Source organism: Clostridium sp. YIM B02551 (genome assembly GCF_022324735.1).
Classification (GTDB): domain Bacteria; phylum Bacillota; class Clostridia; order Clostridiales; family Clostridiaceae; genus Clostridium_T; species Clostridium_T paridis.
Genome location: NZ_JAKGTF010000013.1, coordinates 102,041 through 124,923 on the forward strand (window position 1 = coordinate 102,041; position 22,883 = coordinate 124,923).

The window sequence follows — 22,883 nt, forward strand, 5'->3', positions numbered from 1 at the left end:
ATGATTAATGTAACAAAAACATATTTGCCTAAAAAAGAAAATTACTTTAAGTATGTAGATAAAATATATGAGAATGGATGGTTAACAAATAATGGACCATTACTACAAGAATTCGAGAGTAGGTTAAAAGATTTTCTTGGTGTGAAAAATATCCTATTAGTATCTAATGGAACATTGGCATTACAAATTGCATATAAAGCCCTAGAATTAAAGGGAGAAGTACTAACTACACCATTTACATTTGTAGCAACAACAAGTTCTATTGTATGGGAAGGATTAACACCAAAGTTTATTGATATTAATCCTAAGACTTTAAATATTGATGAGGAAAAAATTGAAGAATATATAAGTAAGGATACATGTGCAATAGTTCCAGTGCATGTATTTGGTAACCCTGCTAATGTACGAAAAATTGATAGCATTGCAAAAAAACATAATATAAAAGTTATATATGATGCTGCTCATGCGTTTGATGTAAAGCTAAATAATCAAAGCATACTAAATTTCGGTGATATATCAACACTAAGTTTTCATAGTACTAAGATATTTCACTCAATTGAGGGTGGTGCATTAATAATTAATGACGATGAAATATATAAAAAAGCAAAAAGGTTAATAAATTTTGGAATGATTGATAAAGAAAAGATAGCTGAAGTTGGTATAAATGCCAAAATGAATGAATTTCAAGCTGCTATGGGGCTGTGTGTTTTAGATGAATATGAACAAATAGTGGAAAATAGAAAAAAGGTTTATGAGTATTACAAAAATAAGTTAAAAGCAGATATTGAGTATCCTATAATAGATAAAGATATATCATGGAACTATTCATATTTTCCTGTAATATTTAGAAATGAGAAAATAACATTAAATATAATAAATGAACTAAATAAATTAGAGATATTTCCTAGAAGGTATTTCTACCCATCATTAGAGACACTAAATTATGTTGAAAAATTTAATAATATTATACATTCTACTGATATATCTAAAAGAATATTGTGTCTTCCTTTTTATGATTCATTGTCATTTGATGAATTAGATAAAATTATATCAATAATTAATAATTATAAAGTTTAGTAGGAGGTATCATTTTGAATAATATTGTTATACTTGGAGCTGGTGGTTTTGCAAGAGAAGTAGCATGGCTTATCGAAGACATAAATGTTCAAGATAGTATGTGGAACTTAATTGGATACGTTGAAGAATCAGATGAGAATGTAGGTAAAAATTTAAATGGTTTTAATGTAATTGGAGATTTCTCAAACTTAAAAGATTATTATGATGGGGAGCTGTATTATGTTTGTGCGGTTGGAGACCCTAATTTGAAAGTTAAATTTAGTAATAAAGCAAAAGAACTAGGGATGAAACCCGCAATATTAATTCATCCCAATGTTAAGATATCAAAATATAACAAGATAGGGGACGGAGCAATAATATGTGCAGGATGTATTATCACAGTTAATGCTACTATAGGTGAACATGTTATATTAAATATTGATACTACAGTGGGTCATGATAGTGTAATAGGTAATTATTCTACTGTTTTACCTAGTGTAAATATTTCAGGAAACGTAGTTTTGGGAGAAAATTGTAATATTGGGACTGCCACTTCAATTATAAATAAAGTTAATATAGGAACCAATGTTACAATTGGTGCCGGAGCAGTAGTGGTAAAGGATATACCAAGTAATTGTACAGCAGTTGGTATTCCTGCAAAACCAATAAAATTTTATTAGTATGTAGAGTTACATATATGAGAACTTAATGAATCATTATGAAAATTAGGGCATATTTTCAAATATTAATAAATATAAAATCAAAAATATTTATGGAAATAAGAATTTTATGATATTATGTAATAGGATTATATGCAGGCATTTACGGAGGTTATATGAAAGTATTAGTAACTGGAGGGGCAGGATTTATAGGCTCACATATAGTAGATGAATATATTAAAAATAATCATGAAGTAGTGATTGTAGATGATATGAGTCATGGGAGTAAAATAAACGTTAATAAACTGGCAAAGTTTTATAATATTGATATTAGAAGTGAGGATCTAGCAACAATCTTTGAAAAAGAGAAATTTGATATAGTAAATCACCATGCTGCTCAGATATCAGTTCCTAATTCTATAGAAGATCCTATAGAGGATGCTTCAATAAATATTATGGGAACATTAAATATCTTGGAGTGTTGTAGGAAGTTTGGAGTAAAGAAAGTTATATATCCTGCTTCAGCAGCCATTTTTGGTGAACCTAAATATTTACCAATAGATGAAGAACATCCATTAAATATGCAATGTGGCTATGGCGTTACAAAGCATACTGTTGAACATTATTTGGAAGTGTATAATAAACTTTATGGAATTAATTATACTGTTTTTAGATATGCAAATGTTTATGGGCCTAGACAAGATTCTAAAGGTGAAGGTGGGGTAATAGCCATTTTCTCTGAAAGATTCTTAAAAAAAGAAGTACCAGTAATATTTGGAGATGGTGAACAATCAAGAGATTTTGTTTATGTTAAAGATGTGGCAAAAGCAAATTTAATTGCTTTAACTGAACTAAATAATAATATCTATAATGTATCAACTAACATTGAAATTTCGTTAAATAAATTGATTAGCGTATTTAATAACTTAGTAAACTCCAGTATTAAACCAATCTATAAAGAGGAAAGGATTGGGGATATAAGGAATAGTTTCATGATTTATGATAAGATAAAAAATGAATGTTCTTGGAAGCCAAATTATTCATTAGAAGAAGGATTAACAGAAACTTTAAGATATTATTCAGAAAATTAGACTTTAATAATTCTGGGTATGAGCAGCAAATGTAATTATGAATGATATTAGAATAATGTTCTAAAATTTTATGTGGTCATTGAATTTATTCAATGGCCACTTTACATATGTAGAAATTATGTTATTTACACCAAATAGGTATAAATAGATGTAGAATTTTTGTTATAATTATATAATAATGATTAATTTTAAGGAGAGGATATAATGGCAATTCTAGTTTGCGGAGGGGCAGGCTACATTGGTAGTCATATGGTAGCACATCTTTTAGAAGAAGGACAAGAAGTAATAGTTGTAGATAGCTTAGAGACTGGTCATAAAGAATCGGTTAATGGGGTAAAGCTATATACTGGGGATTTAAGAGATAAAGAATTTTTAAATAGGGTATTTAATGAAAATGATATAGATGCAGTTATAGATTTTGCAGCCTATTCTCTAGTTGGAGAAAGTATGGTAGAACCACTTAAATATTTCAACAATAATGTTTATGGGACTATTAATCTTTTGGAAACTATGAAAGAACATGGAGTTAAGAATATAGTATTTTCTTCAACTGCAGCTACTTATGGAGAACCAGAAAATACTCCTATTTTAGAAGGGGACAAGACTTTACCTACAAATGCATATGGAGAATCAAAGCTTATTGTTGAAAAGATTCTTAAGTGGTGTGATGTGGCTTATGGTATTAAATATACTGTTTTAAGATACTTTAATGCAGCTGGAGCGCATGTAGATGGAAATATTGGAGAAGATCATAAGACAGAAACTCACTTAATTCCTTTAATATTACAAGTAGCATTAGGTAAGAGAGAAAAAATAATGATTTTTGGAGATGATTATAATACCTCAGACGGAAGTTGTATAAGAGATTATATTCATGTGTCTGATCTTGCTTCAGCTCACTTATTGGCACTTAAAAGACTCGAAAATGGCGGAGAAAGCAGAATATATAATTTAGGAAATGGTACAGGCTTTTCTGTTAAAGAAGTTATAGAGGTTGCTAGGAAGGTTACTAAGCATGAGATTCCTGCAGAAGTTGCAGAAAGAAGGGCTGGAGACCCAGCTATTTTAATAGCTTCATCTAATAAAGCGGTTGAAGAGCTAGGATGGGAACCAAGATTTAATACTCTAGAAAATATAATAGAGACAGCATGGAAGTGGCATTCAAATCATCCAAATGGATTTTAAGTAAATAGATTTTGTTTATTAGATTAAAATGTTACTTAAACCCCTAATAATAAGGGGTTAGTAATATTTTAATCTATTTTTATGCTAAGTATTGATATTTATATAACATATAAACTATAATAATAAGGATGACTTGAAATAGAGACATAATGACGTAGGTTTTGTAAAGATAGTTTAAACTATTAACAACCTGAAATAATTAAAGCTTAACATATAGGGGGATAATAAGATGGATTTATTCCAAAAGATTATTGAAAGAGAAGAAAAAGTAGCAGTGGTAGGATTAGGATATGTAGGAATGCCACTTGCAGTAGCATTTGCAAAGAAAGTAGATGTTATAGGATTTGATGTAAATAAAGCAAAAGTAGATCTTTACAATAATGGTATCGATGTAACTAATGAGGTTGGAAATGAAGCTTTAAAAGCAAGTAGCTGTAAGTTTACTTATGATGAAGAAGAACTTAAAAAAGCTAAATTTTTTGTTGTAGCTGTACCAACACCAACTAATAAAGATAACACACCAGATTTAAGACCAGTAATTGGTGCATCAAAAACAGTAGGAAGAAATTTATCAAAAGGAGCAATAGTAGTTTTTGAATCTACAGTTTATCCAGGAGTTACTGAAGAAGTATGTATTCCTCTTTTAGAAGAAGAATCAGGATTAAAATGTGGAATAGATTTTAAAATTGGCTATTCACCAGAGAGAATTAATCCAGGAGATAGAGTTCACACATTAGAAAAGATAACTAAAATAGTTTCTGGAATGGATGAAGAGACTTTAGAAGTGGTTGCAAAAACTTACGAACTTATAATAGAAGCTGGAGTATATAGAGCTGAAAGTATAAAAGTTGCAGAAGCAGCTAAACTTATAGAAAACACTCAAAGAGATGTAAATATTGCATTTGTAAATGAACTTTCAATGGTATTTAATAAGATGGGAATTGATACAAGAGCAGTATTAGATGCAGCAGGAACAAAGTGGAACTTCCTAAAGTTTAATCCAGGATTAGTTGGAGGACATTGTATAGGAGTAGACCCTTTCTATTTAGTGCATAGGGCTCAAGAATTTGGAGTTGAAGCAAAGCTTGTAGCAGTTGGAAGAAAAATAAATGATGGAATGGCTGCTTTTGTTGCTGAAAATGTAGTGAAATCCTTAATTAAAGGAGATAAAAAAGTTAAGGGTGCAAAGGTTGCAATATTGGGATTAACCTTTAAAGAGAATTGTCCGGACACAAGAAACTCAAAAGTATTTGATATTATTAAAGAGTTAAAAGAATATGAAATAGATGTATTACCATTTGACCCAGTAGCTGACAAAAATGAGTTAAAAGAAGAGTATGGAATATCATCCTTAGAACTTAATGACATTAAGAATGTAGATGCAGTAGTGTTTGCTACTAGCCACAGTGAATTTAGAGAATTAGATGCTCAAAGTATAAAGAAGTTCTATGGTGAAGGAACTCCAGTTTTAATAGATGTAAAAGGACTTTACAATAGAAAAGAATTCGAAAAAGCTGGTTATGTTTATTTTAGACTATAGTGAATAATTAATATAAAGGCAGAGGGAAGTAAACCCCTCTGCCTTTAATCTTATTTATAATATTCAACTACAGTCATTTCATTTATCTTATAGCATTGTTTCATAAAGTAGGGCATGTCATTCCAATTAGAAACATTATAACCGTATATAGTTGGAGGTGTCTTTTTAAGTTTTAATATACCTTCATTATTGTTCCTATGGTACTCCTTAATAGCATTCATATTAAATACTTGTTCATAGGATACTACTTTATATCCAGAATAAGTAGTGTTAAAGGCAATTAAGGATATTGCTAGAAAAGCTAAAATCATTATAAATCTCAGTGGTTTAAAGTTAATTTTAATAATTGAAAAAATAAAACATAATATAACCAATATTGAAGCTATAATTGCTAGTGATAACTTATGAGCTCCAAGTGTTATTGAAAGTAATGTAAATGCTAGGAACAATCTATTACTGTAAAACTTTAATGAAGAGTAAACAATGAATATACTCATAAGTAAAAGTGAAGGAAATAAAATTCTATGATCTCCAGCAAATCTTGGATCTACAAACAAAAGCATAATTTGAGCACCAAATGCATTAATACAACAAAAAGTTATAAATGGATAGCGTTCTTTTAAAAGAATTAAAAAAGAAACATAAAAATTACTTAATAGAAATACTAGCGCAAAAGCAATAAAGCCAAGTCTAACTAGCATACGAGAACCTTCGCCAGCAAAGATATGGACTTCATATTTTTTGTATAAAACAAAGTAAATATAACCTAATGTCCCTAGTGTTAATAAATAGGCTAAAGCTTTATTTACTAATAAAATTGCTCTACTAGCAGTTTCTCTATTTTCATATGAATAATGATAAAGCCAAAATACACTACATAAACAAATTATTAGAACATAGCTAACAGCAGGAGCTTCAAAAATATTAGTTTTTAACATGGTGTCAATTGATAAGGGGATATCCATTCCTTTTCCAGTATTAGTTTCAAATAGTGCTCTTTTAAAAGAACCATAAGTTACAAAACAATATCCAAAGAATACTGAAATATAATATGGAATAAGACCTCTTGAAAACTTCTTTCCCCTAAAAATTTTAAAATAAAGAGTAATAAGTACAGTAAAGCCTATAGCAATCATTCCTGCCTGCTGAGTAGAAGAACCAGCAAAAAAGGCTAAAAGTACAATCCACCATTTAGATTTATATTTATCTGTATCCTTTAAATAGTCATTATATAATAGATATGCATAAATTATTGTTACAGCTGTTGGAACAAGATAGTTAAGAGAACAGGCCGCATAATAAATGGTAGTATTTGAAACTTCAATAGGTAATAGAATAAAAAACATACTAGCACAGGAAGTTGCAATAAGGAAGTTCTTAGTGCTTTGTTTATTAACTACTCCTGAATCAAGACATATTTTAGAAACCAATAAGGCAGTAAGGGTAATAATAATTGGATTGATTATTCTAAATAAGAATACATTATATTTTACTATTGCAAGAAGAAGTAAGTGAACCCATACACGTCCATTTTCATTTAATACACCATATATGAAGTGTGGTAAGTTTCTTAGACCTACAGAGGCATCACGACAGTAATAAAGGTCATCTGCATATAAGAAAATATAATGATGAACTATTAACATAAGAATTAGTAATGCTAATAAAACACTATATTTTTTACTTTTAAAAATTATTATCTTAGAGAAATTATAATTATCATTCATAAATGTGGAACCTTTCATAGTTATATCAATTAATTGAGAGTATATATCTTTATATATACTAGTATTTCACTATAATGTAATATGTATACAAGTTATGTATAAAAGAATGTAAAAATAGGAATAATATGTTATATGATCGGGAATAAATAAGGAGTGATTTGGTGATATCAATAATCATGCCCGTATATAACGAAGGGGAACAAATATATTCTAATATAGAAAAAGTTATGAATATCATGTCTAGTAATTATATAAACTACCAAATTATATTAGTGAATGATGGATCTAAAGATAATTCATGTAATGAGATGGAAAAGCTTTATGAAAGTTATAAGAATGTGTCTATTATAGAATTAAGTCGTAATTTCGGTAAAGAAGCTGCATTGTGTGCAGCACTAGAAAATGCGTCTGGAGATGCATTTGTTATAATAGATTCAGACTTACAACATCCACCAGAATTAATACCTGAGATGGTAAGATTATGGACAGAAGAAGGATATGATGTTGTTGAAGGAATAAAATCAAATAGAGGAAAAGAGTCTTTACTTGGGAAATTAGCAGCTTTGACTTTTTATAAGTTATTTAATAAGGCAACAAGAATAAACTTAAGTAGTGCATCTGACTTTAAGCTATTAGATAAAAAAGTAGTTGAATCTTGGAAACTTATGCATGAGTCAATAACATTCTTTAGAGGAATGTCAGCTTGGGTTGGGTATAACCGTATTCAAATACCCTTCGAAGTAAAGGAAAGAACTTGTGGAATGTCTAAGTGGACATTTAAAAGCTTAACTAAACTAGCTATTCAGTCTATCACTTCCTATACGGCAGCACCACTTTATATAGTTGCTTGGCTTGGACTCATGATGCTTATTATTGATGTAGTGTTATCAATCCAGACATTGATTATGAAATTTACTGGAAAAGCTTTAACTGGCTTTACAACAGTGATAATATTAATACTTGGTATTGGGGGATGCATAATGTTAAGTCTCGGAGTAATAGGAATCTATATATCAAAGATTTATGACGAGGTAAAAGGAAGACCAAGATATATTATAGCTAAAAAGCAAGGAAAAGGATTTTTAGATGAGAAGTAAAATACTAAATACATTTGTGAATAATAAAGCTATGGGGAAGCAATTTGGCAAATATTTATTGGTAGGAGGATCTACAGCACTATTTGAATTGTTATTATATACTTTCTTTAGAAAAATAATTTATCTAGATCTTTTAATATCAAATATATCAGCAGTATTTATAGCAACAGTCTTTAATTTTATTATTAATAGAGGGTGGGCATTTAAAAACTCATCCAATATATATAGAAGCATTGTATTATATATAATTTTGTTCATAGCTAATACTACTTTTAGTACAAATGCTATTGCTTTTATGGTTAGTTTAGGAGTGCTTGACATAATAGCGAAGTTTATAACCATGTGTATGATAACACTTTGGAATTTTATACTATATCGAAAAGTTATATTTAAGTAATAATAATAAAAAGAAAGAACCATATCAATTTTCTTAAAGTTATTGATATGGTTCTTTGTATTTTTAGAACATACTATTGTGATCTGGTTTTAAGTCACATTTATCTAGTAATAGTTTTACTCATTTCAGGAACATGCTCAAATTCAGGAGTTTTTCCATTATATAAAATCTCTACACCGTTTATCCATGTGCCTGTATATTGTCTTTGAAGAATGTTATCTGAGATTCTTTTTAAATTAATATTTGCTCCAGTAGAACCTTGAAATTTTTGATACCAACTATTCTCATCAGTAGGCATTTTATCATCTATAAGATTAATAACAACTATTATCTTATTATTAATTTCTTTAAATGTAACAGCATATTGAAGGCCATTAAAGTAGTTATGCATAACCTCTGAAGAAATAGTTTGTACTTTTGAATATATATCTAAATCTTTATTTATTGTATACTTATAATTTTCTTTTAGATTCATAGTGTCTTCATTAACATCATAAATAATAAAAGTCTCCATTGAAACGGTCTTGATTTCTGTAGAATTATTTCCTTGAATATTAGTCTCAGCATTTGAGGTAGCTGTTTTAACATCTTCTTTCTGTGAAACGTTTTCAAGAGTGTTATCAGGAGTAGTTGATTTAGGAGAAGATGCTACATTTTTAGATGTACATGCAAAAAGAGTAAATGTGGATACAATTAAAACTAATGCTAGGTTTAATAATTTTTTCATAATACCACCTCCAAAAATATGATTGTTTTATATTATAATTATAGCATATTTTGGAGGTAGTATAAATAAAATATATGTTATTTATATTTACATATTAATTTTGAATTTGGTTAATTAAATTATCAGAAATTACTCCAGTACCACCTAAGATATATAAATTAATATCTCCATTAGATTTAATATATCTTAAGGTATTATTATCTATGGCGTTTCTCTCTACTAGAAGCATTGGCATATTTCTTTTTGCTGCCAGTACACCACCAGTTAAGCCATCAGGAAAATCACATCCGATGGTGATAAATACTCCACTCTTGAAACTTTCATTAAAAGTATTAGTTATATTTACAGCAGTTTCATATCTATTTGCTCCTGACACTCTAGTAACTGAGATTCCAAGAGCTTTTATTTGTGATTCAACATTTGCTGAAACTACTCCTATACCTCCAGGAATAATAACATTTTTAATACCGAAGTTTATTAAAAAATTCTTTGTGTCAGAACTTAATTCGTTAGTAAGAGTATATAATATTGGATACTTGTTAAATGCAGCATATGGACTTATGGATAAGGTATCAGGATAATCAAGACCAGTTGCAATAACAGCAGTTTTTGCAGTATTATCCTTCATAACTTCAGTACCTATGGCTGCAGTAGTTTGGAATCTATCATTACCTTGAAGACGAATAACATTAAGATTTTTAGCTTTAAGAGTATTTTCTACTTGAGAAGATATTACGCCAGTACCTCCTAATATAAATACATTTTTTGCTTGTAGTCTTGAAATTTCATTCAAGGTACTTTGAGGAATTGATTTTGTTTCAGTTAATAATATAGGTGCATTTTTTACATATCCTAAGGAAACTCCAGATAGTGCATCAGGGAAATCAAGACCATAAGCAAGAATTACATTATCAGAAGTAGTCCACCCAGAAGTACTTATTTGTACAGCAGTAGCAAATCTATCTAAACCAGATAAGCGGTAAGGAGAAATTTTTGCTGCATAGAAGTTATTGTTTATTTCGTTAATGTAATTAATGATTTCAGTTCCATAAGTTGAACTTGGAGCCCATTTTGCACCTAAGTTAGCAACAGAGTTTCCGGCTGTGCCATATATAGAAGGAAAATGTCTAGGATCATAAGTTTGTCCACTTGCTTTAGGATACCCAGCAGCTCCAACATATAATGCTAAATGATCTAAATGAGCCATTACGCCTTGATCCCAATTTGCAAAACGTTGATGGGCAGAAGGATCAGTATCATCTCCACCTACGGTAGTTTTTAAACCACATGGGTTATAAAAGCTTGCATCTAAAACGCCGCCAAAATTACCAAAGGCTGTTTCTTTTGCTGCTTGAGCATAAGCAACTACAGGATCAATGCCTCCATGGCTAGGTGCATAGGTATAGTATAATTTAGCTAAACCTATAAAGGCATCAGTTGCTCCGTGATTCTTAGCCCATACTTCCATCTGACTTTGAGAAGCAGTTGGAGGAGCAATTATTGGAATTGGTTTTGGGACAGCTTGTACACTAATAACAGGAATTGATAAAATAGCTATTAGTATTAAAGAAAAAACTTTCTTTAGATTTTTAAACATTAATTCTCTTCACCTCTTTTTATTTAGGGTTTTTTATAGGAAACTTAATTTATTCTTGTTTAAAAATGTCGGTATCTGAACATTTTCAAGCATGAGTAAATTATTAGTTGAACTTAAAACCCTATAATTTGATTTTATTAACATAATAATTATACACAATGTTTAATAGAATTAAAACTTACAATAAAGTGGAAATAGATTAAAGAGTTAATGCATTCTTCAATTTTGACAGTATTTTATTTCTTAAGTTAAGTACTTCACTATAAGGCAATTCTTTTTCTTTTGAATAGCGAGTAAGACCTCCCCATGTATTTTTAAAATATACATACTCAATTAATTCTTTTTCTGTAGTAGATAGGGAAGTAAGTGCATTTGAAAGCTCACAAAGTAGTTCTTTATCTAAGAAATTAGCTTCAATGTTTTCTTGAGACACAAATAAGCTATTATAGAACTTACCATGCTTTATAGCAAGGTAAATACTCGTTTCATAAACACACTTAGTATTTTTTCGTATTTCATAAAAGTAGTTTTTATCAATAGTATTCTTTAAATAAGAAATAAATGATGAACCTCTATTAATGTCATAATTATTTATTGCTTTTATTATGCTAATTCGTCCAATTTGCATTAAATCATCCTCATCGAGATTTTTAATATATAGGATTTTTGTTCTGTTTTTTATTAAGGGCGTAAATAAACTAATAATTTCTTCCGTAGATGTCGTATCATTTAACTTGGCTTTCGTTACTAATGTTAATAAATTATCTTCCATAAAATACCTCCCAATATTAAAACGAAAAAATATGTTAAATTATTACAACGGAATGAAGATATGTGAGATATTCCTGAATAAATTGTTAAGAAGAGTAAAAAAAAGACGATAAATTAGTAGAAATAAATAATAAAAGCTTATAAATTTCCTCAAAATGCAAAAATTTTTAGGTAAATGGGATTTTATGGAGGTATAGTTATATGGCTAGTTTAGATTCATCTTTCACGATAGAAAAGTTTAGAAATTTAAAAGATGAGCTTAAAAAAAGGTCTGAAATTATTAGAAGTGCAAGAGAAGGTAATCTTGGTAATTTTGAGGGTGAATATAGTGAATTAAGTAAGAATGAACTGGGAAAATACATAATACCAAATGGGTGTTTGGCAGTTGTAGATAATTTATATACACTTAATAAGTTGATTTTTAATATTAAAAATAATGAAAAAATATATTTATTAGAAGATTTTCTTTTAGACGAAAGATTTAAAGTTTTCATTTGTAGAGATAAGGTAGAACTTATGATAAATGTAACTAACAAGTGTACAGAAAAGTGCAAATATTGTAAACAACAATGCAATTATTCAAAATCAATTAGCAAAAAATTAGCTTTAAAAACGCTGGATACTTTTTTCTTAAAAATGCAGAGATTTAATCAAAATAAAGTTATTAATAAATATATAATTACTTTTTATGGAGGCGATCCATTACTTAAATTTCAAGAAATAAAAACAATTATGAATTATTGTAATCTTAAATTTCAAAATGAAATCTCTTTTAATATATTAACTAATGGAAATTTACTTACTGAAGAAAATGTCAGGTTTTTATTAATACATGATTCTAGAATTTTTGTTAAGTTTTATGGACCTGAGAGCAACTATAAAAAATATGTAATTGAGAAAAATCTAGAAGAGTATAATAGTATTCTATTAAATTTAAAAAAGTGTAAAGAGATTTATCCTTATGGTGATATAGGAATTATAGTTCCTTATGATTTTAGGACGGATTTGAAAGAGACATGCGAGTTTTTTGAAAAACATAACTTACATAAGGTTATTTTAGCTGCAAACATTTGTAATAGGACTTCAGAAGAATTTGAAAAAATGGATCAAAGAGTAATTGATAATCATTTAAATCAAATAGGAAGTCTTTACGAGGAACTTATAAGCAGGAAAAATGAAGCTAAATATATTTCAAGTTTCTTAAAAAGTCTATTTAATAGTACATATAGCTAAAATTTACAGCTTTGTTATTGTTGTTAAGTCATTTAAAATGGCTAATAAATTTGATATAATAGCAATATGATTTGAATTCCGAGAATTTCTATCAATATCTGAACTTGAACTTTTGTATAAGGAGGAGGAACATATGATAGACTTTCATTCACATATTATATATGGGATTGATGATGGCGCTAAAGATATAGAAATGTCTCTTAGCATGATAGAAAATGCTAAAGAAGAAGGAACTGAATATATATGTGCTACGCCTCATTTTATATTAGGAAATTATGAGGTGAGTTTCGAAGAATATTCTAGCAAGATTGACGAGTTAAGAGCTGAAAGTAAGATTAACATAATTTCTGGACTTGAGGTATATATGGATTTGAAGTTGCCTCAATTATTTAAAGAAAAGAAAATATGGGGAATTAATAATGGACCATATATGCTAATAGAATTTCCTATGAGGGAAATCCCAAGATATTCTAATGATGTACTTTATGAATTAACCATACTTGGTGTTAAGCCTATAATAGCTCATCCAGAAAGAAATCTTAAACTAATGAATAATATTGATATCCTAGAAGAGTGGATAGACGAAGGATATTTACTTCAGGTTAATGCAGGTTCTCTTGTGGGACAGTACGGAAAAGAACCTAAAGATATTTCAGAAATATTAGCTAAAAGAAATATGATCCATATTCTAGGTAGCGATGGACATAATGATTCAAGAAGGAAAACTAATATTAAAAGTGGCAGAAATAGGTTAGAGGAGATAAATCCCAGCTTGAGTACATGGATAGATAAAAACCAAAAAAAGGTTTTATTAGGTGAAGATATAGAACTACCCGAGATAAATGAACTAAAAAAGAGTTCAAAATCAATATTTGGATTTTTAAAAAGAAAATAAAGAGTTTGTAGCGAAATCTAGATAAGTATAAAATCTATAGGAGTTTATATGGATATTATGAAAGCAAAGGGGAGGTACCTTTGCTTTTTATCTTCAAAAATATATTTAATTTTTGAAATAGCATTTGATTTTTTTAGCACATATGGTACTATGATAAAGGCTAAATGTAAAATAAAGGTAAAATTATATTTTTTTTTGATAATTCATAATAAATAAATAAAAACTTGAAATTTAAAGCATGAAGGCTTTCTTGGGACTATGTCAGGTTATTTACCAAGAAATACATTTGAAGGACTTATGAATTTTTTGTAACATTAAAGTAGCGATATAAACTATTATTATATTTTAAATTTATAACATAGGTTCAAGAATTTTAGAATATATATAATTATTGCAATGCATAAGGAATAATATGGTATATTAAGTATCATATTATTATCAAACTGTATATTTCCTTACACCTAGAATTACTATGGAAATTATGTGAAATAATGAGAAAAGTGGATAAAATATTAGTTATTTGAATAATTTTGGGCAATTTCAAGTTATAAACATAAATATAAAATGATATAATTACTGATGGAATGCAAAAAGATGGAGGAACAAGATGGAATTACAAGTATATATACAACTGATTAAAAAGAGATTACTACTAATATTTTTAATAACCCTTACATGCATATTTGTGAGTGGGGTGGTAAGTTTTTTTGTTATAAAACCAACTTATCAGGCAAGTATATCTGTAGATATAGGTAACAATCAAACAAGTACTGATAAAAATACAGGTAATCAAAATTATAATGATGTATTAATGTATCAAAAACTCGTTAAAACTTATAGCATTTATGCAAAATCTAGAGCAGTGGCTGAAGATGTAGTAAATGAACTTAAATTAGATAAAACTCCAGAAGAGATTAATAATATGATTACAGCTTCGCCGAGTGCAGATACTGAGTTTTTAACTATATCTGTTAAGTCAAAAAATTCAGATGAAGCTAAAGATATAGCTAATCAAGTGGCTAAGTCATTAAAGACCGTTACGAAAAAAATAAAAAATGTGGACAACGTTCAATTAGTTGATGATGCAATCTTGCCTTCATCGCCTATTAGTCCTAAACCATTTTTAAATATAGGAATAGCGTTTGTTTTAGGAATTCTAGTTTCGTTAGGATTAGTATTCATACTTGAATACTTAGATAATACTGTTAAAGATTCAGATGAGTTAGAAAAATTATTAGAAATACCTGTAATAGGAAACATACCGTTAATTGAAGTTAAGGGTAAAAAGGGAAGAGAAACAGAAACTAAGAGTAAAAAAGGAAGAGGTGGAAAACGTGATAAAAGACATAGTAATATATAACGATCCTAAGTCATCTGTATCAGAAGCATACAGAACTTTAAGAAGTAATATCCAGTTTTCACTAGTAGATCAGGAGTCAAGTATTATTGCTGTAACTTCTTGTGGACCGGGAGAAGGAAAAAGTACTGTTATTGCGAACCTAGCAGTTGCAATGGCTCAAGCAGGTAAAAGAACATTGCTTATAGATTGTGACCTTAGAAAACCAATAATACATAAAAAGTTTGGTGCTTCTAATACTCATGGATTAACAACACTATTACTTAAAGAAAGTACGATAGAGGAAAGTATTTTTAGAGTAGATGTACCTAATCTTGAAATAATCCCTAGTGGGCCTATTCCGCCTAACCCTTCAGAAATGTTAGGCTCAAAGAATATGAAAAAGCTATTATCAGATCTTAAAGGTGCTTTTGAAGTAATACTTATAGATACACCTCCAGTTTTGGTAGTTTCTGATACGTTTGTTTTATCACCTTCAATAGATGGAACTTTAATAGTTGCAGCGTATGGAACAACTGAAAAGGCAGCTATATTAAAAGCAAAAGATTCTTTAGTTAAGGTAGGAGCAAAAATACTAGGGGTAGTAGAGAATAAAATACCAGATAACGCCAGGGGATATGGCTATGGAAGTAGTAAATATTATAATAGCTATTATTCAGGAGATTAAGATTTAAACATTTATTATAGAAACTTTTTATTTTAGAAGTAGCTTAAAAGAAGACTATTTCTAAAATTTTTTGAAAATAAAAATGGAAAACTATGGAATAATTATTTGATTTAAATATAATTAATTTAAAGTTATTGGGGGGAGAGTAGTGTTATATGAAAAAGTGACAACAGAGGGTATAGAGAAGACTGGTAAGTTTAGATATGATTTATTTAAAAGAAGTATAGATATTTTTGCATCAACAATAGGAATTGCTTTATTAAGTCCTGTATTCTTAATTATATATATATTAATTAAATTAGATTCCAAAGGGCCCGCTGTTTTTACACAGGAAAGAGTGGGGCTAAATGGCAAAGTATTTAAGATGTATAAGTTTAGGAGTATGGTAGTAAATGCTGAAGAACTTAAGGATATGTTATTGAAGGAAAATGAAATGTCAGGACCTATGTTTAAAATGAAGGAGGATCCTAGAATTACTAAGATAGGAAGATTCATAAGAAAAACTAGTATAGATGAATTGCCACAGTTAATTAATGTAATAAAGGGAGAAATGAGTTTAGTTGGACCTAGGCCAAGCCTTCCAAAAGAGGTAGAGAAATTTGAGGATTGGATGATAGAAAGATTAAATGTAAAACCTGGATTAACTTGCTACTGGCAGGTAATGGGGAGAAATTCAATAGACTTTAAAGAGTGGATGGAATTGGATGTTAAATATGTAAAAGAGAGAAGTTTATTCCTTGATATAAAGTTAATATTTAAAACCTTTTTTGTACTTTTTGGAGATAAAAATGCTAGATAAAAGAAACGAATGAATGAATCAATAAAACTTAATTGGTACGAAAAAGCTTAAGTGAGAATAACATATGCAATTTAAAAGTACCTTAGTTTCAATATTAGTGAAGTAAAAGATTTATAGATAAAGAGGTGTAATAATGGGTGTTTTAAATGTTATTGGATTAGGATATATTGGACTTCCAACTGCAATGATGTTTGCTGCAAATGGAGTTGAGGTTGTAGGAACAGATTACAATGAAAAAATAGTTGATACATTAAATAAAGGTGAGTTAACATTTGATGAAGATGGTTTAGAGGATTTATTTAATAAGGCTAATAATAATGGAATAAAATTTACTACAGAATATATGAAAACTGATAGATATATAATAACTGTACCTACACCTTATCTTAGAGATACAAAAAAAATAGATCCTATTTACGTAGTTAAAGCTGTTGAGGCTGTATTAGATAATTGTGAGAAAGGGTCGATTGTAGTAATTGAATCTACTATATCACCTGGAACTATAGAGAAGTTTGTTAAACCTATAATAAAAGATAAAGGATTTACGTTAGGTAAAGATTTGCATATAGCTCATGCGCCAGAACGAATTATCCCTGGTATGATGGTTCATGAATTAAAAAATAACTCAAGAACTATTGGCGCTGATGAAAGAGAAATAGGTGAACAAATTAAATCTTGGTATGAAAGTTTTTGTAATGGGGAGATAGTTCTTACAGATATAAAAACAGCAGAGATGAGTAAGGTGGTAGAAAACACTTTTAGAGATATAAACATTGCTTTTGCAAATGAACTTGCGAAGATGTGTCATAAGGAAGGTATGGACGTTTATGAACTTATTAGAATAGCTAATAAGCATCCTAGAGTAAATATACTACAACCAGGTCCAGGGGTAGGAGGACACTGTATTTCTGTTGATCCATGGTTTTTAGTTGGTGATTATCCTGATATAGTTAATGTTGTATTAGGTGCAAGAGAAGTTAATGATGCTATGCCTAAATATGTTTTTGATAGAATCCATGAAATTATGAGAGAAAATAAAATTAAAGATTTCTCTAAGGTTGGTTTGTATGGATTAACTTATAAGGAAAATATAGATGATTTGAGAGAAAGTCCTACACTACAATTATTACAGATTATGGATAAGTACAATATAAATGATATTAAAGTATATGATCCTTGGATAAAAGAAGATAAGGTAAGTAATCAATATCATGATATAAAAAGTTTCTTAGATGGTACGGAACTTGTTGTGATACTTGTAAGACATGATGAAATAAAAGAAAAACAGGAACTTTTAAGTAATAAAATTGTGTATGACACTAGAAATATAATTAAGTTTGGTAAAAAGGTGTATAAACTTTAATACTAAAAAGTTATTTACTAAAAATAACTGAAGTTTAATTGTTATTATAAATATATTAAATGTGAAAAATAATATATAATAAGAATAAATATATTAAGTTATATTTATTCTTATTATATAGAGATAAATTTAATGATTACGAAAATTTCTCAAATAAAATATTATAAAAATAAAGTAATGTGTAACATAATTTATACATAAGTTTAGAGGAGTAACATTGAAAGAAAAGTTATCAAATAAAACACTAATATTATTAATGTTTATACTTGCAATTAGTATATCCATTATTTTAAGTTTTTACAATCCTTGGATTGTAATTTCAGGATTATTATATTTTGCTATACTAATTTTGGCAGTAATATTTCCTATTCAAGTAAATACAGTCATTTTGTCAACTTGGTTTGTTTTTAAAGGAATTCTTATGTCAATAGATATATTCGGAATTCCAGCATCACAATTAATTATATTTGCAATTTTTTTACCTTTGGTCATTTCAATAATAATAAGGGGAAAATACTTATTTCGTAGAGCCGTAGTCAATAAAAATATTCAGATATATTCTATAATGGTAGTATTTTCTGCAATAGGCGTTTTAACTGCTCCTGTAAAAATGAGTGCATTTGTATTGTATTTAAGATTATTTATTGGATTATTATACCTTTTACTATTTTCTAAAGGGGTAAAAAATAGTAATGAACAGGGCTTTATAATAAATGGTATTTCAGTTACTGCATTTATTTCATCAATTATTACTATAATAGGATTTATTGCTGGTACACTTTTTTCAAAAGGGACGTTAGGAAATATACAGGTCGCTACTTTGTATTATGGTGGAGTATATAGGCCGACGGGTACTGCAGGAGGTGCAGTTGCGCAGGGGATTTTATTATATACTTTTTATATCATAATATTATTGAAAAATAATATAAAAAGCAAAAAAAATAATAGTCTTTTATTAGTTATAGTTGCCATAGCGATTTTAAGTACTTTAACTAGAACTGCTATATTAGCATTGATAGTTTCAACAATCATATATTACTTTATTTATTTAAGAAGAAAAAAAAATAATTTAATTAAAAGCTTAATTTTTTTAATAATCATTGTAGTTATATATATATCGTTACCTGTAGAAATAATAAATATTATTTCCAAGAGATTTGTTGATTTTCAGGGTCAGAATACAGAAGATTTTGGAGCAGGAAGGTTCGGAATATGGATTGCTGTTTTTAAAGGGATAATGAATAATGCAAATATTTTTAGTATTTTAAATGGTTTTGGTATAGATTCTGCAAGATATTTTGTGGCAAATTACTCGATTTTTGGAACAGAAGATGCAACACATAATGACTATTTAGATATGTTTATATCTAATGGTATTATTGGTTTGATAATTATGATTTTATGGCTTATTAATATAATCAAAAATATAAAATTAATATCAAATGATAAGATTAAAAAGCTTATGTACTCACAACTTATCACATATATTTTTGTAATCTTACCATTATCTAATACAAATTATTCTACTGAAAGTAGATGGAGTTTTTTAATCTTAATTTCAATACTTACAAATTATATCCAATATACTAATATAGCTGAAAAGTTGGATAAAAATTTATAATTTTATTATTTTAGGGGGGATTATGAGTATATTAATGATAGGGCCATCAAGGGCAGGAAAAGGCGGTATTGCAACAGTAGTAAATAATTACTTTCAATCTGACTTAATTAATAATATTAGAATAAGATATATTGCTACTTCTATAGATAGTAATAAGATATTTAAATTGATTTATTGGATATATTCATATTTAAAAATATTTATTATACTTTTTACTGGCGATATAGAGTTGGTCCATATTCATATGGCATCAAGAGGAAGTTTTTATAGAAAAAGCAAAATAGTTCAATTAAGCAAAATATTTAACAAAAAGATTATTATTCATCTGCACGGTGCACAATTTGATGTTTTTTACAATGATGAATGTAATGATAGAAAAAAGGCATCGATAAGGAAAGTTTTTGACAAAGCAGATAGCGTAATTGTATTAAGTGAACAATGGAGAGTATTTATCAAAACACTAACCAAATCAAGGATAGATGTGTTATATAATGCAGTTAATGTCAATGAAATAAATGAACCAAATACTAGTGAGAAATTTTATATAACTTTTCTTGGGCGCTTAGATAAGAGAAAAGGTGTGTATGATTTAATTGAAGCTATAAAAGAGGTAATAAGTGAAAATAACAGTGTTACTCTAAATCTTGCTGGAGATGGAGAAATAGATTTAGTTAATAAGATTATTAGAGATAATTATTTGCAAAATAATATAAAAATACTTGGATGGATTAATAGTGAAGAAAAAGATGTACTATTAAGAAAAACTAGTATCTATATATTACCGTCTTATAATGAAGGAATGCCAATGTCAATTTTGGAGGCTATGAGTTATGGCATACCTGTTATTTCTACATATGTAGGGGGGATACCATCGGTAATAAAAAATGATATTAATGGTATTCTAATAAATCCTGGTGATATTAAAACTTTAACTTTGAAAATTAAAGAATTGATGTTCGATAAGGGCAAATATACTCTAATAAGTAAAATGGCACACAAGACTATAATCGAGAAATTTTCATTAAAAAAACATATAGAAACTTTAATGGATATTTATGATTCTATTTTAAAATAAATTTTTGAATTGCAAAAACGAATGGTGAGAATATGAACGGAAAAAATAAAATAATAGTATTATTTTTAGTAACAATTTTGAGTGTAGCTTTAGGGTTTGTTAAAGAAAGTGTAATAGTCTATAGATTAGGAGCAACGTGGCAAGCAGATGTATTTGTTTTTGCTTCAAATATGCCAATTGTTTTATTTTCTGCAATAGGTTCAGTAATATCAACAACATTTATGCCTTTATATACAGATATAAGACTAAAGTTTTCTAATAATGAAGCAAATTCTTTTGCTTCATTATTTTTAAAATATGTTTTAGCAGTAAGTATATTTGTTATTATATTAGGAATGATATTTCCAGATAAACTTATTGGGTTAATGGCGCCAGGAATATTAAAGAATAACTATGAAAATATATATCTTATAGTAAGAATTATGTTGTCTTCTTTGTTGTTTTTAGGATTAGCATATGTTTATTCAGGAATATTAAATTCATATAAAGATGTAGTAATAACCTCTTCAATTCAAATACCAATGCATGTCATGATAATAGTATCAATGATGATTGCATATAAGAATATTGGATTGGTTGGAGCAATATGTGTTACGGCCCTGGGAAGTGTATTTCAAATGCTGATGATGTTTACAAAAGCACGTAAAAGAGGCGTTAGATATAGAAAAAAAACTACACTTAGTAAAAAATATATGAGAAAAGCAATTAAAATGATTATTCCAATGATAATTGGAGTAATGTCGTATCAAATAATATTAATCATTTCTTCTAGTTTAGCATCAAGAATGGGAGAAGGAAGCATAACTACATTAAATTTAGCCAATAAATTAAATACAGCTAGTTACAGTACTATTGGATATTTGCTTGTAATTGTGATTTATCCTGTTTTGGCTGAATACGCTGCAATTGATGATTATAAAAGTCTTAATAGATTAGTCTCGAAAGGAATTATAGTTTCTGCATTATTAATGTTACCTGTATCAATTCTTATGTTTTTCTTGTCCAAAGATATAGTTATGTTTCTTTTTGGATATGGTAAGTTTTCAGCCGAAAAAGTACTAAAAACGTCGGAGATATTAAAATATTATTCAATAGGGTTAGTATTTTGGGCAATAAAAGATGTACTAAATAGAACATATTACTCTTTAAAAGACACAAAGACATCAATGTATAATGGAATAATTACTGTGCTAGTAAATTTAATATTAAGTTTAATACTTATTACAAAGTTTAAAGAAGTTGGTCTTGCAATGGCAAGCACTATATCATCTATTGCATCAGTAATATTATTAATAGCTAGATTGAAGGCTATTAATATAGTGATAAATTACAGATACATCAAAAAATCATTAATAAAAATAATTATTGCAATATTAGGAATGTTTTTTATTATTACTGTATTTAATTGGCTAGGAATATTTAATGATAATAATAGAATTTTTATAATATTAAAGATGGTAGTATATAGTATGGCTTCAATAATAGTGTATTTCCTGATACTATGTATTTTAAAATTGAAAGAAATAAAAATTTTTACTTCAAAATTTAAGAGAAGAAAAGTTGAGCGGAGTGGAAAAGATGATTAATGCTATAAACTTCTATAGGATTGAAAGAAAATTATTTGAATTAAGGATACCTTTTATACCTAAGTTTATAAAACTAGTAATATTTTTACTTTATAATTCAAGCATACCATTTGAGGCGAAAATCGGAATTGGGACAAAGTTTGGCTATGGTGGTATAGGAGTAGTAATTCATAAGAAAGCAGTTATTGGAGATTATTGTGTTATATCTCAGCAAGTAACAATTGGCGGGAGATCAGGAATAAAAGAAGTACCTATTATAGGAAACAATGTTTATATAGGTGCAGGTGCTAAAATTCTTGGGAATATAACTATAGGCAATAACGCAATAATTGGAGCAAATTCAGTAGTTATAAAGGATGTTCCTGAAAATGCTGTTGTTGCAGGTGTTCCAGCAAAGATAATAAAGTTTAATGAAAAAATATAATTGGTGTGGTGGTTGG

General features: G+C 28.3%; 21 protein-coding genes. 17 read left to right on the forward strand and 4 right to left on the reverse strand.

Going from position 1 to position 22,883, the window contains the following annotated elements; translation table 11 throughout:
* From L1S47_RS16010 to L1S47_RS16030, 5 genes are all read left to right on the forward strand, one after another.
* Nucleotides 1–1,077 carry a DegT/DnrJ/EryC1/StrS aminotransferase family protein gene (locus tag L1S47_RS16010; RefSeq protein WP_238884656.1) on the forward strand — a complete coding sequence of 359 codons (1,077 nt, stop codon included), beginning with the start codon at nucleotides 1–3 and terminating at the stop codon, nucleotides 1,075–1,077.
* A gap of 14 nt (nucleotides 1,078–1,091) precedes the next feature.
* Entirely contained in the window at nucleotides 1,092–1,736 is a 645-nt protein-coding gene (locus tag L1S47_RS16015; RefSeq protein ID WP_238884659.1) for an acetyltransferase, read from the forward strand.
* A 155-nt stretch (nucleotides 1,737–1,891) separates the two neighbouring features.
* A complete protein-coding gene (locus L1S47_RS16020; RefSeq protein ID WP_238884660.1) occupies nucleotides 1,892–2,806 on the forward strand; it encodes an NAD-dependent epimerase/dehydratase family protein in 915 nt (304 codons plus the stop codon).
* 204 nt (nucleotides 2,807–3,010) lie between these two features.
* Nucleotides 3,011–3,991 (forward strand): UDP-glucose 4-epimerase GalE, encoded by a 981-nt coding sequence (gene galE, locus L1S47_RS16025; protein ID WP_238884662.1) that lies wholly within the window; start codon nucleotides 3,011–3,013, stop codon nucleotides 3,989–3,991.
* Between the two features lie 229 nt (nucleotides 3,992–4,220).
* The gene (locus L1S47_RS16030) at nucleotides 4,221–5,531 is read left to right on the forward strand and encodes a nucleotide sugar dehydrogenase (protein WP_238884668.1); all 1,311 of its coding nucleotides are present in this window, start codon (nucleotides 4,221–4,223) and stop codon (nucleotides 5,529–5,531) included.
* Between the two features lie 50 nt (nucleotides 5,532–5,581).
* On the opposite strand, the gene L1S47_RS16035 is transcribed toward L1S47_RS16030, so the two are convergent.
* A complete protein-coding gene (locus L1S47_RS16035) occupies nucleotides 5,582–7,276 on the reverse strand; it encodes a DUF6056 family protein (protein WP_238884669.1) in 1,695 nt (564 codons plus the stop codon).
* Between the two features lie 143 nt (nucleotides 7,277–7,419).
* Here L1S47_RS16035 and L1S47_RS16040 point away from each other — a divergent pair, with 143 nt between their 5' ends.
* Together L1S47_RS16040 and L1S47_RS16045 are read left to right on the forward strand one after the other, a co-directional pair.
* Nucleotides 7,420–8,355, forward strand: a complete 936-nt coding sequence (locus tag L1S47_RS16040) for a glycosyltransferase family 2 protein (protein ID WP_238884672.1) — start codon at nucleotides 7,420–7,422, stop codon at nucleotides 8,353–8,355.
* A gap of 31 nt (nucleotides 8,356–8,386) precedes the next feature.
* Complete coding sequence (locus L1S47_RS16045) at nucleotides 8,387–8,752, forward strand: GtrA family protein (RefSeq protein WP_238884722.1); 366 nt, start codon at nucleotides 8,387–8,389, stop codon at nucleotides 8,750–8,752.
* A gap of 100 nt (nucleotides 8,753–8,852) precedes the next feature.
* Here L1S47_RS16045 and L1S47_RS16050 read toward each other — a convergent pair whose 3' ends face one another.
* From L1S47_RS16050 to L1S47_RS16060, 3 genes are all read right to left on the reverse strand, one after another.
* Nucleotides 8,853–9,479, reverse strand: a complete 627-nt coding sequence (locus L1S47_RS16050; RefSeq protein WP_238884675.1) for a hypothetical protein — start codon at nucleotides 9,477–9,479, stop codon at nucleotides 8,853–8,855.
* Between the two features lie 94 nt (nucleotides 9,480–9,573).
* Nucleotides 9,574–11,076: a cell wall-binding repeat-containing protein gene (locus L1S47_RS16055; RefSeq protein WP_238884676.1), complete on the reverse strand. Its 1,503-nt coding sequence runs from the start codon at nucleotides 11,074–11,076 to the stop codon at nucleotides 9,574–9,576.
* Nucleotides 11,077–11,275: 199 nt separating this feature from the next.
* Nucleotides 11,276–11,848, reverse strand: a complete 573-nt coding sequence (locus tag L1S47_RS16060; protein ID WP_238884678.1) for a sigma-70 family RNA polymerase sigma factor — start codon at nucleotides 11,846–11,848, stop codon at nucleotides 11,276–11,278.
* 200 nt (nucleotides 11,849–12,048) lie between these two features.
* Between L1S47_RS16060 and L1S47_RS16065 the strand changes: the two genes are divergently transcribed.
* From L1S47_RS16065 to L1S47_RS16110, 10 genes are all read left to right on the forward strand, one after another.
* Complete coding sequence (locus L1S47_RS16065; protein ID WP_238884679.1) at nucleotides 12,049–13,080, forward strand: radical SAM protein; 1,032 nt, start codon at nucleotides 12,049–12,051, stop codon at nucleotides 13,078–13,080.
* Nucleotides 13,081–13,213: 133 nt separating this feature from the next.
* Nucleotides 13,214–13,975 (forward strand): tyrosine-protein phosphatase, encoded by a 762-nt coding sequence (locus tag L1S47_RS16070; RefSeq protein ID WP_238884680.1) that lies wholly within the window; start codon nucleotides 13,214–13,216, stop codon nucleotides 13,973–13,975.
* Between the two features lie 607 nt (nucleotides 13,976–14,582).
* Nucleotides 14,583–15,335, forward strand: a complete 753-nt coding sequence (locus L1S47_RS16075; RefSeq protein WP_238884681.1) for a Wzz/FepE/Etk N-terminal domain-containing protein — start codon at nucleotides 14,583–14,585, stop codon at nucleotides 15,333–15,335.
* Complete coding sequence (locus L1S47_RS16080; protein ID WP_238884682.1) at nucleotides 15,310–15,999, forward strand: CpsD/CapB family tyrosine-protein kinase; 690 nt, start codon at nucleotides 15,310–15,312, stop codon at nucleotides 15,997–15,999. Before L1S47_RS16075 ends, L1S47_RS16080 begins: the two co-directional genes overlap by 26 nt.
* Before the next feature lie 148 nt (nucleotides 16,000–16,147).
* Complete coding sequence (locus L1S47_RS16085) at nucleotides 16,148–16,798, forward strand: sugar transferase (protein WP_373689101.1); 651 nt, start codon at nucleotides 16,148–16,150, stop codon at nucleotides 16,796–16,798.
* A gap of 133 nt (nucleotides 16,799–16,931) precedes the next feature.
* Nucleotides 16,932–18,161 (forward strand): nucleotide sugar dehydrogenase, encoded by a 1,230-nt coding sequence (locus tag L1S47_RS16090; protein WP_238884683.1) that lies wholly within the window; start codon nucleotides 16,932–16,934, stop codon nucleotides 18,159–18,161.
* 217 nt (nucleotides 18,162–18,378) lie between these two features.
* Complete coding sequence (locus L1S47_RS16095; RefSeq protein WP_238884684.1) at nucleotides 18,379–19,782, forward strand: O-antigen ligase family protein; 1,404 nt, start codon at nucleotides 18,379–18,381, stop codon at nucleotides 19,780–19,782.
* A 22-nt stretch (nucleotides 19,783–19,804) separates the two neighbouring features.
* Nucleotides 19,805–20,857: a glycosyltransferase family 4 protein gene (locus L1S47_RS16100; RefSeq protein ID WP_238884685.1), complete on the forward strand. Its 1,053-nt coding sequence runs from the start codon at nucleotides 19,805–19,807 to the stop codon at nucleotides 20,855–20,857.
* A 32-nt stretch (nucleotides 20,858–20,889) separates the two neighbouring features.
* Nucleotides 20,890–22,443: a murein biosynthesis integral membrane protein MurJ gene (murJ, locus tag L1S47_RS16105; RefSeq protein ID WP_238884686.1), complete on the forward strand. Its 1,554-nt coding sequence runs from the start codon at nucleotides 20,890–20,892 to the stop codon at nucleotides 22,441–22,443.
* A complete protein-coding gene (locus L1S47_RS16110) occupies nucleotides 22,436–22,867 on the forward strand; it encodes a serine O-acetyltransferase (protein WP_238884687.1) in 432 nt (143 codons plus the stop codon). Before murJ ends, L1S47_RS16110 begins: the two co-directional genes overlap by 8 nt.
* The last annotated feature ends 16 nt before the right edge of the window (nucleotides 22,868–22,883 follow it).